Origin of the sequence: Paenarthrobacter sp. 22069 (assembly GCF_052046035.1) — a bacterium.
Lineage (GTDB): Bacteria > Actinomycetota > Actinomycetes > Actinomycetales > Micrococcaceae > Arthrobacter.
On record NZ_JBQEQF010000031.1, the window covers coordinates 1 to 13,267 of the forward strand.

15 protein-coding genes are annotated in these 13,267 nt (G+C 66.5%); 4 read left to right on the plus strand and 11 right to left on the minus strand.

The features are described from left to right. Positions 1-453 precede the first annotated feature (453 nt). From rpsN to rpmB, 3 genes are read right to left on the minus strand one after another with little or no spacing between them, the layout of a single operon-like run. Positions 454-759, minus strand: a complete 306-nt coding sequence (gene rpsN, locus ACTJK0_RS19260) for a 30S ribosomal protein S14 (RefSeq protein WP_009358853.1) — start codon at positions 757-759, stop codon at positions 454-456. A 2-nt stretch (positions 760-761) separates the two neighbouring features. Beyond that, positions 762-929, minus strand: coding sequence for a 50S ribosomal protein L33 (gene rpmG / locus ACTJK0_RS19265; RefSeq protein ID WP_013602737.1), 168 nt, complete (start codon positions 927-929; stop codon positions 762-764). After that, on the minus strand, positions 929-1,165 hold the full coding sequence (rpmB, locus tag ACTJK0_RS19270; protein WP_018763944.1) for a 50S ribosomal protein L28: 237 nt from the start codon (positions 1,163-1,165) through the stop codon (positions 929-931). The genes rpmG and rpmB overlap by 1 nt, the downstream gene beginning before the upstream one ends. A gap of 435 nt (positions 1,166-1,600) precedes the next feature. On the opposite strand from rpmB, the gene ACTJK0_RS19275 reads away from it, so the two are divergent. From ACTJK0_RS19275 to ACTJK0_RS19285, 3 genes are read left to right on the plus strand one after another with little or no spacing between them, the layout of a single operon-like run. Next, positions 1,601-2,953 (plus strand): ferredoxin reductase family protein, encoded by a 1,353-nt coding sequence (locus tag ACTJK0_RS19275; protein WP_440746266.1) that lies wholly within the window; start codon positions 1,601-1,603, stop codon positions 2,951-2,953. Continuing rightward, positions 2,950-3,420: an FMN-binding protein gene (locus ACTJK0_RS19280; protein ID WP_110545769.1), complete on the plus strand. Its 471-nt coding sequence runs from the start codon at positions 2,950-2,952 to the stop codon at positions 3,418-3,420. Before ACTJK0_RS19275 ends, ACTJK0_RS19280 begins: the two co-directional genes overlap by 4 nt. Before the next feature lie 52 nt (positions 3,421-3,472). Continuing rightward, entirely contained in the window at positions 3,473-4,222 is a 750-nt protein-coding gene (locus tag ACTJK0_RS19285; RefSeq protein ID WP_440746267.1) for an FAD:protein FMN transferase, read from the plus strand. 20 nt (positions 4,223-4,242) lie between these two features. On the opposite strand, the gene ACTJK0_RS19290 is transcribed toward ACTJK0_RS19285, so the two are convergent. Beyond that, on the minus strand, positions 4,243-5,004 hold the full coding sequence (locus ACTJK0_RS19290; protein ID WP_440746268.1) for an SGNH/GDSL hydrolase family protein: 762 nt from the start codon (positions 5,002-5,004) through the stop codon (positions 4,243-4,245). A 44-nt stretch (positions 5,005-5,048) separates the two neighbouring features. Continuing rightward, positions 5,049-5,534 carry a MarR family transcriptional regulator gene (locus ACTJK0_RS19295; RefSeq protein ID WP_110545780.1) on the minus strand — a complete coding sequence of 162 codons (486 nt, stop codon included), beginning with the start codon at positions 5,532-5,534 and terminating at the stop codon, positions 5,049-5,051. A gap of 59 nt (positions 5,535-5,593) precedes the next feature. Between ACTJK0_RS19295 and ACTJK0_RS19300 the strand changes: the two genes are divergently transcribed. Then, positions 5,594-5,899, plus strand: a complete 306-nt coding sequence (locus ACTJK0_RS19300) for a YciI family protein (protein ID WP_440746269.1) — start codon at positions 5,594-5,596, stop codon at positions 5,897-5,899. A 29-nt stretch (positions 5,900-5,928) separates the two neighbouring features. Here the strand turns inward: ACTJK0_RS19300 and ACTJK0_RS19305 are convergent, their stop codons facing one another. The 6 genes from ACTJK0_RS19305 to ACTJK0_RS19330 all read right to left on the minus strand — a co-directional run bounded on the left by ACTJK0_RS19305 (position 5,929) and on the right by ACTJK0_RS19330 (position 13,257). Next, positions 5,929-6,774 carry an SGNH/GDSL hydrolase family protein gene (locus ACTJK0_RS19305; RefSeq protein WP_440746270.1) on the minus strand — a complete coding sequence of 282 codons (846 nt, stop codon included), beginning with the start codon at positions 6,772-6,774 and terminating at the stop codon, positions 5,929-5,931. Between the two features lie 107 nt (positions 6,775-6,881). Then, positions 6,882-9,143: a CBM96 family carbohydrate-binding protein gene (locus tag ACTJK0_RS19310; RefSeq protein ID WP_440746271.1), complete on the minus strand. Its 2,262-nt coding sequence runs from the start codon at positions 9,141-9,143 to the stop codon at positions 6,882-6,884. 131 nt (positions 9,144-9,274) lie between these two features. After that, a complete protein-coding gene (locus ACTJK0_RS19315; RefSeq protein ID WP_440746272.1) occupies positions 9,275-10,330 on the minus strand; it encodes a siderophore-interacting protein in 1,056 nt (351 codons plus the stop codon). Then, positions 10,327-11,142 carry an ABC transporter ATP-binding protein gene (locus tag ACTJK0_RS19320; protein ID WP_440746273.1) on the minus strand — a complete coding sequence of 272 codons (816 nt, stop codon included), beginning with the start codon at positions 11,140-11,142 and terminating at the stop codon, positions 10,327-10,329. The genes ACTJK0_RS19315 and ACTJK0_RS19320 overlap by 4 nt, the downstream gene beginning before the upstream one ends. Before the next feature lies 1 nt (position 11,143). Next, positions 11,144-12,178, minus strand: coding sequence for a FecCD family ABC transporter permease (locus ACTJK0_RS19325; RefSeq protein ID WP_440746274.1), 1,035 nt, complete (start codon positions 12,176-12,178; stop codon positions 11,144-11,146). Continuing rightward, positions 12,175-13,257: a FecCD family ABC transporter permease gene (locus tag ACTJK0_RS19330; RefSeq protein WP_440746275.1), complete on the minus strand. Its 1,083-nt coding sequence runs from the start codon at positions 13,255-13,257 to the stop codon at positions 12,175-12,177. The genes ACTJK0_RS19325 and ACTJK0_RS19330 overlap by 4 nt, the downstream gene beginning before the upstream one ends. Positions 13,258-13,267 lie beyond the last annotated feature (10 nt).

Below are 13,267 nucleotides of genomic sequence, written 5' to 3' on the forward strand. Positions count from 1 at the left end.
CCAACGTTCAGGATCGCTCCGGAGCAACTTTTCAAACTTACCCGATCCCCACCCCCGAAGCAAATCCATCTTCCAGGACCCACACCGAAATTGAAGACCACCCCATACCAATTTCCAGCGCCCTAAAGAGCAACCAGAAACAGGCTTTGAATTGGGGGGTTTTGCCACCCGCGGTTACCAGCTCTTCGCTGTCTCCCCCGCGGCGACTTAGAAAACAATACACGCAGTCCGGGCCCACCGCAAACCGGCCCTCCAAGGGCTGGACATCCCCGGGATTCCGCGGCGAAACCCGGCATGGAGCACCCAGGCGGCTTGCCGCCGTCGTAATTCCGGCGTGTGGGCTGCCGCACAGACCCCGGCACCCGCTGCCCGACTGCCGCGGCTTAACGCAGAAGGGCCGGCAACCCTGAGGTTGCCGGCCCTTCTCAAGCAGCTGGATTCAGCGGTACTGAATTACCAGGAAGACTTGGTGATGCCCGGGAGTTCGCCCTTGTGTGCCATGTCGCGGAAACGGACACGGGAGATGCCGAACTTCTGGAAGGTGCCACGGGGGCGGCCGTCGATGATGTCGCGGTTGCGCAGACGGATCGGGGACGCGTTGCGGGGCAGCTTCTGCAGGCCCAGGCGGGCTGCTTCGCGTGCTTCGTCGGTTGCGTTCTCGTCAACCAGGGTCTTCTTCAGTTCGAGGCGCTTTGCAGCGTAACGCTCAACGATGACCTTGCGCTGCTCGTTGCGAGCAATCTTGGACTTCTTAGCCATGTTTAGCGCTCCTCTCGGAATTCGACGTGCTGGCGGATCTTGGGGTCGTACTTCTTCAGGACCATGCGGTCAGGGTCGTTACGACGGTTCTTGCGGGTCACGTAGGTGTAGCCCGTGCCAGCGGTCGACTTGAGCTTGATGATCGGACGTACGTCCTTGTCCTTAGCCACTAGAGCTTCACCCCACGAGCAAGAATGTCGGCGACGACTGCGTCGATACCGCGCACGTCGATGGTCTTGATGCCACGTGCAGAGACCTGCAGGGTGACGTTACGGCGCAGGGACGGAACCCAGTAGCGCTTCTTCTGGATGTTCGGATCGAACCGACGCTTGTTGCGGCGGTGCGAGTGCGAAATGCTGTGCCCAAAGCCCGGCTCGGCCCCGGTCACTTGGCAGTGTGCTGCCATGACTTCTCCTCAAGAATTGAAAGTAATGATCCGCATATCTGCTGCTGGACCATGCTGCCAAGTGCGACCCACAGAATGTACGGGCAACGGTTAGTTACGCAACTTGAGCCCCTAACTACCGGCCACCCTGGAGAAAATTACCGGGCAACCGGAGCAATTGCGCACGCTCCGCGCACTTAGCGCCTACCAAGTCTACGAGGTGGCGCAATTAAAGACCAATCGGGCAACAAAGGGTGTATAAGGGGCCTGGAAAAGATCACAGCCTGGGCTGGCCCTTTTTCACAGCAGGATCATAGTTTCCGCGCCCATTGTGGATGCATGAACACGCAGCTCCTGCCGGCAACTCCGGCCGCAAGCAGCTCCGGCCGCCCGGAGCTCCCATCAGCAGCAAGAAGACCCGCCGGCGGCTGGTTTGCACGCCAGTACAGGCAGCGCATGCTGCGGACTGACCTCCTGACTGTCATCGCCTGGGCATCCGTTGCCGCGGCAATTTCCCTGTGGTTGGCCGACGGCGGAGCCACCAACATCACCTCACCTGCAGCCGCTTTCACGGCAGCCGGGATAGTGGCCGGGCTGGCGGGCATGGACCTGGTCCTGCTCATGCTTCTCCTGGCCGCGAGGATCCCCTTCATTGACCGCACCATCGGCCACGACCGCGCCCTGGAGTTCCACGGAAAACTGGGCAAGCCTTCCCTGTACCTCCTTCTGATCCACGGCCTCCTGCTCGTCGTCGGGTACGGCATGGCCGAAGGACTGGATCCGGTCAGCGAATCCATCAACCTCTGGGCCCAGGTGCAGGATATGTGGCTGGCATTCGTCTCCATGGCACTGTTCATCGCCGTCGTGGTGACGTCCCTGGTGGCTGTCCGGCGCCGCTTTCCCTACGAGTTCTGGTACGTGGTCCACCTCCTGACATATGCGGCGGTGGCAACGTCAATTCCGCACCAGTTCAGTGTGGGCGGCCTTTTTGCGGCCGGCACCTGGCAGCGGTGGTACTGGCTCGCCATCTGCATCTACACCGGCTCGGCCCTGGTGTACTTCCGGGTCCTTGAGCCCGTGCTGGCCTCCGCGCGGCACCAGCTGACGGTGGCCGGGGTGGAAGCCGTGGCTCCCGGCGTGGTGAACATCGTCATGAAGGGACGGAAGCTCAACCAGCTGGCCGAAACGGGCGGACGCTTCTTCATCTGGCGGTTCCTGGCTCCGGGCATGTGGTGGCACCCGCACCCGTTCAGCCTCTCCGCGGAGCCTGTCTTCCATGGCCCCGACGGGCAAGGGACGCTGCGGGTCACGGTGCGGAACCTCGGTGACGGTTCGGCCCGGCTCCTCCGGCTGCGGAAGGGGACCAAGGTGGCACTCGAGGGCCCGTACGGACTGCTTAGCACGGCGGCCCGGACCAGGAACAAGGTGGTGATGATCGGCGCCGGGATCGGCATCACTCCGCTGCGGGCCCTCCTGGAGAGCACGCCGTTCGCTCCCGGGGAGGCGACGGTCCTGCTCCGCGGCCATACCGGCCAGGAGCTCTATCTGGCCGACGAAATCCTCGACCTCTGCCAGGCCCGGGGAGTCAGGCTCTTCCACCTCACGGGGCCCCGTTCCCACGGCGGCTCCACCTGGCTTTCCGAGGACGCCGTGCAAAACGGCTACAGCCTGACCTCCTACGTGCCGGACATTGCCGAAGCGGACGTCTACGTCTGCGGCCCGGCGGCGTGGGCGGCGAACGTCATTGCGGATGCCGGGAAGGCCGGCGTCCCCGAAGAACAGATTCATCACGAAAGGTTTGACTGGTGACAATACGAGGAACAGTGGCAGCGGCCCTAGCCTCCGCCGGAATCCTCCTGGCGGGCTGGCAGACAGGCACGCAGGTCAACGGGATCAGCACCGTCGCATCAAGTACGACGGCGACAGGAACCACGGGTTCCACCGGAACAGGATCGAGCGCAGCGGGTTCGTCCGGGGCAACGGCCACCGGGTCAACTGCCTCCGGCACGTTCAAGGGAACCACTGTCCAAACCAGGTTCGGCCCGGTCCAGGTCCAGATCACGGTCGCCAACGGAAAGATCACCGACGTCACGGCCCTCCAGCTGACCAACACAGACGGCAAGTCGATCCAGATCAGCAACCGCGCCGCACCTCTGCTGCGCAGCAAGGTCCTCGCCGCGCAGTCAGCAGATGTCCAGACCGTCAGCGGCGCCACCATCACCAGCGACGCCTACCTGACCTCACTCCAGGCAGCCATCGATGCAGCAAACCTCTGACCCGCGTCCAAACGACGGCAGCCCAACACTGAAGGCACGCACCTTTGAGTGCATGGGAACGGTCATCGGCCTGACGCTGCCCGTCGGCTCCCCCGCGGAAGGGCAGCCGGGGCTCGATGAGCTCGCTGCCGCCACCGCCGTCGTCGAACGCCTGTTCCGGGAGCTGGACGGAACGTTCAGCCTGTACCGTCCGGACTCGGAAGCCAGCAGGCTGGCGCGCGGTGAACTGAAGCTGCCCCAAGCCTCGGCGCAGATGCGTGACCGGTACGCCGAGGCGCATGAGTGGCGCCTGCGCACGGAAGGGGCCTTCACCCCGGAACGGCCCGACGGCGTGCTGGACCTTTCGGGACTCATTAAGGGCCATGCCATCCGTGAAGCAGGAACGTCGCTGCTTGCCCTGGGCCGCCACGACTGGTGCCTCAATGCCGGGGGCGACGTCCTGGTCAGCGGCTCACCGGCGCCGGGGAGCACCGAGCCGTGGAAAGCAGGAGTTGTGGACCCCGCGGACCGCCGCACGCTCATCACCGGGTACGCGCTGGGCGGCAACAGCCGGCACAAAGCGATTGCGACCTCAGGCTCCGCCGAACGCGGCGAGCACATTTGGCGGGTGGGGAATGCTTCCGACTTCGTCCAGGTCACGGTTGCGGCCCCGGACATCGTGACCGCGGACGTCCTGGCGACGGCGATCGTGGCAGGCGGAACGCGGATGCTGAACCACGCGGCCGACACCTGGGATGTGTCCGTGTTGGCCATCCATGCAGACGGTTCGATGCTGGCCACCCCTGGCTTCCACCCGGCCTGACCAGCGGGGGCAGGTCCCTGCTAAAGCCGGGTGGGCCGTGGGTACTTGGGCCGCAGGTTGTCACCGGATGACTTGCCGGTGACCCGCCGGACCACCCACGGAGCCGCATACTCGCGGACCCACTGGGCGTTGGCGCGGATGGCCTCGGCCCGGCTCAGTTCCGGCACGGGGGACATGGGCGGGACGTCGATCGAGTGCTCGTACTTGAGGACCTCGAGGAATCGCTTGGCCATGTTGGCGTGGCCGGCGGCGGACATATGCATCCGGTCATGGGCCCACATGCCCCAGTCGTAGTATTCGCTGAAGCGCCAGTAGTCCACCAGCAGCGCCCCATGGTCCCCCGCGATTCCGCGCACCAGTTCGTTATAGATGGCGGTACGGCCGCGCATGGTGCCAAAAACCTTTGAACCGCGCGCGTCGAACCCGGTGAACATCACCACGGTGGCGCCGGTGGCACTGAGCTTGCCCACGGCGTCGTTGTACTCCACCAGGAGGTCATCGATGTCCACGCGCGGACGCAGGATGTCATTGGCGCCGGCGTAGATGCTCACCAGCGTGGGATTCAGCTCGACGGCGGCGTCCACCTGTTCCGCCATAATCTGCCGGAGCTTCCTGCCGCGGATGGCCAGGTTGGCGTAGCCGAAGCCCGGGTCGGCGGCGCAGAGCTGTTCGGCAGCACGGTCCGCCCAGCCCCGGACGCCGTTGGGGCGTGTGGGGTCTTCGTCACCAACGCCTTCGGTGAAGGAATCGCCGAGTGCAACATACCGGGAAGTGAAATCCATCCGGTTAGTTTGCCATCCGTTGCCGGAAGCAACCAATCAACCGGTCAGGGCTGCGTTTCGCGCAGGATCCAATGGTCCTTGTCCAGCCGCCCCACCACTTTTTCACCGATCCGCGCCAGGTCCAGCACGTCCTGCTCGGTCAGGGCATCAAGGAACAGGTCCCGGACGTCTTCGACGTGGCCCGGGGCGAGTCCCACGATGGTCGACATGCCTTCCTCGGTGAGGTGGGCGGTGGTCACCCTGGCATCGCGGGGATGCGGGCGGCGTTCCACCCAGCCGCGCTTCTGCAGCTTGGTCACCACATGCGAGAGGCGGGACAGGGAGGCACTGCTGCGGGCGGCAAGCTCGCTCATGGGCAGGAACCGGCCCTCGGCTTCGGAAAGCATGGCCAGTACCGTGTAATCGAAGAGGGACAGCTTCCCGGCTGTGTGGAGCCTGGTGTCCAGGGCCGCGGGCAGCAGCGTGTTGATGCTCACCAGCGCCAGCCAGGCGCGGCGTTCGTCAGCGTTGAGCCAGCGGGGTTCGGTCATGGTCCCCATTCTACGATTGATCCTTCAAGTAGCTTGCGCGGCCCCGTAGGCTTGGACCCATGTATGTTGTTTCCCTTACCTACCGGGTGCCCCAGGAGATCGTCGACTTCCACAACGACGCTCATATCTCCTGGCTGCAGAAGGCGTTCGACGACGGCGTGTTCATCGCTGCCGGGCGCAAGATTCCCCGCACGGGCGGGTTGCTGCTCTCGCAGGCCGAACGGGACACGCTCGATGCGAGCCTGGCCCAGGACCCGTTCTACACCAATGGCGTGGCCGACTTCGAGGTGGTGGAGTTCCACGCCGGCCGGGTTGCGCCAGGGTTTGAAAACCTCCTGGACACCCCGCCCGCCCAACCCAACTGACGGAGCCCCCTGCAAAGCAGCCAGCCCGGCTAAGGTGCGCCGCCGCCGTCGGGACTGTCCACGGCAAGCTTCTTCAGGCCGCCTTTCCGGGGGACCTTCACGGGTTCGGGCCAGCGCGGCCTGAGCGCATCCCCCAGCGTGACGCCGCGAAGCTTGCGGCCAAAGAGCGGCAGGACCCAATCGTGCACCCATCGCCGCTGGCGCCGCTCCCATTCCCGCATGCCGAGCCTGGGGGCGGGCTCCCAGTCCTTCGGCTTGATCTTGTGCGGCACGCCCAGCTGGTCCAGGACCTGCCCGGCGAGGTATTTGTGCCCGGCCTTGGACATGTGGAGCCGGTCCGAGTCCCACATGCGGCGGTCCTGGAAAGCGTCCAGGCACCAGTAGTCAACCAGCACCGCGCTGTACTTCCGCGCGATCTCCCGGACCCGGCGGTTGTAATAGGCATTGCGTTTCTTGAGCGGCTCCAGCAGCGCTGAAACCTTGACGTCGAACCCGGTGAAAAGCACCAATGTGGCGCCGGTTCCGGCAAGCCTGGCAACAAAGTGCTCATAGTCCGCCATCAGCGCCGGCATGTCCGTTTTCAGGTCCAGGATGTCGTTGCCGCCGGCATAGAGCGTGATCAGGGTGGGCTGCATCCGGAGCGCGGGCTCCAGTTGCTCATCGATGATGTGCCGCAGCCGTTTGCTCCGGATGGCCAGGTTGGCGTACTTCCACCCCGGCTGTGCCTTGGCAAGCTTCTCGGCCACCCTGTCGGCCCAGCCCCGCACCCCGTTGGGCAACCGTTCGTCCCGGTCCCCCACGCCCTCCGTGAAGGAATCGCCAAGGGCAACAAACACACGCCGCCCGAAGTCAGGAAGCAAGGATTCAGGCACCACCGCCCCAACCTAACGGCGCAAGGAGACGGGAGGACGACGCCGGGATGAACAGCAAGTGGGCGGCTGGGCGGCAGCAGCCGTAATTGCCACGGCGCGCCGCCCTTGGATCATGGGGTCCGGGACCCGCTGTCCGTCTGCATCGCTCCGTGCACCGGGCGGAACTCCCAGGTGTAGGTGCCGTCCGCTTTCAAACTCATCCTCAGGTGGCCCCAGGTGTCACTGAACTTCCGCTGGATGTAGGCCGGGTCGCTGGTGAACGAGCGGAGGCCGATACCGCCAGTGGACACCTGGAACTGCTGCATGCCGTCGGGCACGCATTGGTCCGCGTTGTTCACCGGGCAGGTCCGCTCATAGTTGTGCTGGGAGCCGGACAGCAACACCTTCACCCGGTTGCTCCAGAACATGTCGATCCAGGGCTTCGCCTGGATGAAGCGCGTGTGGCTGGACGTGTTGGACGTGAAATATGGGTCATGATAGACGGCCGCCAGGTGCTTCCCCGCCGCTTTGGCCGCCTTCAGATCGGCGTCCATCTCCGCGGTCATAGCCTGCGCCCTGGACGCGTTGTACCGCCACGTTGCCGTGGGCGCCACGAGGATATGCCAGTTCCCCTTGTCGAAGGAATACCACTCCAGGGCATCCTGGAACCGGCCCAAAGTGGTGCTGGTGGCGGACTTGGTGGCGTCCACGCATTGGCCGTCCATGAACCGGTCCACGTCATCATTCACTCCCGGCTCCAGGTCGTGGTTCGGGCCCGCGGTCCAGTAGGTCTTGGCCTTCACCCCGCCCCACAGAGTGTTCCATGCCCCGAGCGCCGAGCAGGTGCCCTTGTCGTATTGGAAGTCGCCGATGGCGAGGAAATTATCCAGCGATCCATCGTTGAGGCTGCCGATGATGCTCGCAGCGTTCTTACCGGAGGCCGAACTTGTCGACGTGTTTCCGGATGGGTTCATGTCGCCGACGGCGGCGAAGTCGAAAGAATCACCCGACGGCGGAAGGGTGGGTGTCGCCGTCGGGGTCGGGCTCGGGGTGGGCGCCGTAGTCGGGGCGGGCGCCGGGCTCGTCGTGGGGGCCGGGCCCGTCCCGCTTGCCGCCGGGTAGACACGCACCCAGTCCACCCGCATTTCGGCAGCACCGTCAGCGGTAGTATCCGGGAACCAGTCCAGCTGGAGCGTCTGGTGCATGCTGCCCGGAGGCTGATGGGTGGGGTCGTTGTCCTCAAACCACTTCACGCCATCCACGTAACCGACTATCCCGGCCGGGGACCAGTCCACTGCATAGTTGTGGAACTGGGAAACGTCCAGCGTCTTGCTGGCCCTGGTCTGGGAGTTGCTGCAGGAGAAGTGCTGGAAGAACTTGATCACGTTCCAGTCGCCCGTTGTTTCCGCGTAATCCACTTCGCCGTCGCAGGGCCAGTTCCCGCTGTCCGGCCACAGGATCGAAACCATGTGGTACTCATTGTCGCCGGACCCGGCGGCGCGGACCTCCCAGCGCCCGTACTTCTGGTTGGCGAACTTGGCGGACATGCCGGCGGTGGTCCCGTCCGGGGTTCCGCTCATGACCATGGCGGAGCCGTCCACCTTAACCTGCTCAGGGCTGCGGATGCCGTTGCCGGCGTGCCCTGCACCTTTGTACACGCTCCATTTGGTTGCGTCCGGGGCCCCGGTGTAGTTGAACTCATCGCCGGCGACGGGTGCACCCCAGTTCTGGGTGGCAGCAGCCTGGACGCCGCCCGGGTCGGTGGGCGCGGGGGTGGGGGTGGGGGTTGGAGTTGGGGTGGGTTCCGTCGCCACCGTGTCAGCCGCAGTGGTAACCACCAGCTTTGGACGCAGCGCCGGGTCCAGGGCCTGGTTCGACTTGAAGCCCAGCCACTTCTGCGCGCTGGATTCCAGCCGGAAATTCTGCTCCCCGCCGGTCGCCGTGACTCCCTTGGTGACGTCCCACTCCACCCAGGACCCCGTGGAGAATCCACCGGTCCTGCCCAGCCAGGTCCCGCGGGCCGGAGCGTTGTTCCACGTGACGCCCGTTTCGGTCCATGCGCCGCCCGTGGTGTAAACGTCCACAAACTCCGTCGATGTCGCCGCCGCCTCCGAGTACGCCCGCAGCTTTGCCGACGTGATGTGTTCACCGGAGGGGACCTGGATGTTGAACCGCAGCAGGCTGCTCCGCGAGATGCCCGTCCGGCCCTCAGTGGACCAGCGGACGCTCGTTCCGAAGTTCTCCGTGGGCCGGTCGGCCTGGACGTAACTGTCCGCCGCGGGTGCAACTGTCAGTGCTCCCACCGCATTCGCCCCGCTGCCCACAACGGCGAACGAAACGAGCATGACTATAAGTGTCAGGGCAGAGATGAGCGTACGACGGATAGTTTTCATGGAATGAGACCTTAATTTTCCAGTTGAAGTATCCGTAGTGTAATGCTTGTCACACCGAATGACACAGCATTGGCCGGTCTTGGCAGGGCCGGCAAATGTGTGTCAGCGAGCCGGAGGGGCTCCGGCTGCGGTTACCCTTCGGCTTTGCCCTGCCGCCAGTACCCCATGAACGCCACCTGCTTCCGGTCGATGCCAACGTCGCGGACGAGGTACCGGCGCAGGTCCTTGATCACGGCCGCTTCACCGGCCATCCAGACGTAGAAAGGCATGGCCCCGGCGGGCATGCCGGGGTTCTTGCTGGCGCTGATGTCCGCGGTCTCCATCCGGGCGGGTGTCTCCCACAGGATGTCCACGTCCACATTGACGTCTTCGGGCTCCGGGCCTGCGCCGCCGTCGTCCGCTTTAATGCCAACCCAGCCGGGCACGGGGACCGCCTTGCGCACGGCCTGCTGCAGCAGCTGGCCGTGCGGCCGCGAACGGCCGATGGCCGCGCCACGGGCGAGCCAGGTGATGGCGATGTCCGCCGGGGAGCCGAGTTCGAGGAAGTCGCCGGCTTCCGGGACTTCCAGGAAGGCGTGGCCGCTCATGTACGGCGGGAGGCTCTCGAGAATGGCGGAGATGGCTGGAACTGCTGTTTCGTCGCCGGCAAGCAGGATGCGCTGGGCCAGCCCGGGCCGCCACTCGATGCCGGAATAGGTCTCCGCCGTGACGCAGTGCGCGGCACGGTTATTGGGACCAATGACGGTGAGGGCATCCCCTGGCTTGGCGTTCAGTGCCCAGTTCGCGGCGGGCCCGCCGTGCCCGGGTTCGCCCACGTGCATAACGAAATCGACGTCGATCTCCGGGTACACCGCGTCCAGCCGTGCCTCCCGGACCGTGTAGGTGCGCATCGCCCCGCGCACCGCGGGATCCATGGCCAGCCAGTCCCGGTACCAGCTGGCCTGGCCAGTATGGAAGGCGGGGAGCGGCAGCCGGGTCCCGTCCGCGGACAGCGATGGAATCAGCAGCTTGATGCGCAGGTCCAGGGTGTGGCCATGGACGCCGAAATCGCGCAGCGAGTAACCACCGAAAGTCACCCTGCGGAAGGTGGGGCTCAGCTGCCGGACGGAGGAGACAGTGACCTCGAAGGCCAGGCTCATAGGCTGGGCTGCCGCAGGCTGGGTGGCGGCGGTTTCGCGGGTCTTCATGGGGCGGGCTCCAGTTCGTTGGCGATGGCATGATGGCGGCCGATGGGAATGATGAGGGGCGTGCCGGAGACGGGGTCCGGGATGACGCGGGACTCCAGGCCGAAGACCCCGCGGACCAGTTCCTCGGTCACCACGTCTCCCGGTGAGCCCGCGGCCATCACGGCCCCGGCCTGCATGGCGATGACGTGGTCGGCGTAGCGGGCGGCGAGGTTGAGGTCGTGCAGGACGATGGCAACGGTGGTGCCACGGCTCCGGTTCAGGTCCGTCACCAGGTCCAGGACTTCCACCTGGTGGGCAAGGTCCAGGTACGTGGTGGGCTCATCCAGCAGCAGCACGTCGGTTTCCTGGGCCAGGGCCATGGCGATCCATACCCGCTGCCGCTGCCCGCCGGAGAGTTCGTCCACGTCGCGCCCGGCCAGGTCCAGCGTTCCCGTGACCTCCAGCGCGCGCTGAACGGCGGCGTCGTCCTTGTCGCTCCAGCTGCGGAAGAAGCCCTGGTGCGGGTAGCGGCCCCTGCCCACCAGGTCACGCACGGTGATGCCGTCGGGGGCGGTGGGGTGTTGGGGAAGCAGGCCCAGGGTGCGGGCCAGTTCACGGGCTGGTCGGGAGTGGATGTCCTTGCCGTTTAGCGTCACGGCCCCGCCCGAGGGCTTCAGGAGCCGGGACAGGCCGCGGAGCAGGGTGGACTTCCCGCAGGCATTGGCGCCCACGATCATGGTCACCTTGCCCTCGGGGATTCCGATGGTCAGGCCGTCCACCACGCGGCGCTGGCCGTAGGTAAGCGTCAGGTCCCGGGCTTCGAGAACAGGCACGTCAGGCATCCTTTCGGTTGGCCGTGACCAGGAGCCACAGCAGGAACGGCGCGCCGAGCGCGCCGGTGACGACGCCCACCGGCAGGACGGTGCCGTCCAGCAGCAGCGGGGCCAGGTTGGCGGCGAAGTAGTCGGCGGCCAGGACGATCAGGGCGCCCACCAGGGCCGACGCCGGCAGGCTGCTTCTCCCGGTAAAGCGCCGGGCGATGGGTCCGGCCAGGAATGCGACGAACGAGACCGGCCCGGCAGCCGCCGTCGCCACCGCGGCGAGCGCTACCGCGATGACCACCAGGGCCAGGCGTGCGGCGTGAACCCGGACCCCCAGCCCGGCGGCAGCGTCATCCCCGAGTTCCAGGATGCGCAGTGGTCCGGCGATGGCCACGACGGCGGGAACCAGCACCGCGAGCGCGAGGAACAGGATGCCGGCGCGGTCCCAGTTGGCGGAATTCAATGATCCGTTGAGCCAGACCAGGACGTCGGCGGCTGTCCGGATATCTGCGCGGGTCAGCAGGAAACTGATCGCAGCCTGCAGCGCGGCCGCGATCCCCACGCCGGCGAGGACCAGCCTGTTTCCGGCGGCATTGCCCCGCCCGGCTCCGCGGGCCGCCCCGCCGCGGGAGATCCCGTAGATAAGGGCGGCCACGGCCAGTGCACCCGCCAGCGCAGCCCCGGAAACCGCGCCGCCGGAGGCACCGAACACGACGATGGCCACCACCGCAGCGGCGCTGGCCCCGGAGCTGATGCCGATGACGTCGGGGCTGGCCAGGGGATTCCGGAGCATGGTCTGGAACAGTGCGCCGGCGAGTCCGAACGCGGTCCCGATCATGGTGCCGATGACGGTCCGGGGGAGTTTGTCCTCCATCACGATGAAGCTGGCGCCGGGGATTTTCGGGCCGCCGGTCAGGTGGTTGCTGACGATGGAGAAGAAGTCGGGAATGGTCACCGTGTAGCTGCCCAGCAGGACGGACGCGAAGAACAGGAGCACGACGGCGGCGGCCAGCAATGCGGTCCGGCGCCCGGCCTTGCTGGTAATCACAGGCCGGCCCCCTTCCCGCGGCGGATGAGCCAGACGAATACAGGTGCACCCAGCAGCGCGGTCATGATGCCGGCCGGGACCTCACCGGGAAGCAGCACCACCCGGCCAAAGATGTCGGCGCCCAGCAGCAGCGCCGGGGCGGCGATAAGGGAAAAGGGCAGGATCCAGCGGTAGTCCGGACCGGTGAGGAAACGGACGGCGTGCGGCACCACCAGGCCCACGAAGCCGATGGGCCCGGCCAGCGCGGTGGCCGTCCCGCAGAGCAGGACGATCCCCAGCGCGATCACAGCGCGGGACAGGCCCACCCGCTGGCCAAGCCCGCGGGCGATGTCCTCACCGAGGGCAAGGCCGTTGAGCGTCCGGCCGGCCAGCAGGACCACCAGCGCGCCTGCAGCGAGGAACGGCAGCCCGGGCAGGATCACGGACCAGTCCCGGCCGGCAACACCGCCCACCTGCCAAAAGCGGAACCGGTCCAGGGTGTCCTGGCTGGAGACCAGGATGATGTTCATCAGCGAGGACAGTCCGGCGCTGAGGGCTGCTCCTGCCAGCGCAAGTTTGACCGGGGTGGCACCTTCCCTGCCCAGCGAGGCGACCAGGTACACCACCACGGCGGCAGCGGCCGCCCCGGCGAAGGCGAACCAGACGTAGCCGGCGAACCCCGTGATGCCGAAGACATAGATTCCGGTAACCACGGCCAGGGCCGCCCCGGCGTTGACGCCGATGATGCCCGGATCGGCCAACGGATTGCGGGCCACCCCCTGCATGGCGGCACCCGCCAGGCCCAGGGCTCCGCCGGCAAGCAGGCCAAGGACGGTGCGCGGGATGCGGGCCTGGACCACGGCGTGGTCGCCGTTCCCCGGATCAAACCCAGTAAGGGCCTGCCACACGGCGGCCAGGGGAACGTCACGGGCCCCCACGGCCAGGGACGCTGCGGCCAGCAGGACCAGTACGACGACGGCGGCCAGCAGCCAGGCGGCCTGCTTCCTCCCCGGAGCCCCACCGCGGAGGGGACCAGGGACTGCCCCGGCCGGCACCCGGGCGCCGTGGCCCGCTGCCGGACGTGCCGTCGTCGTACTCATTTAGCTGCCC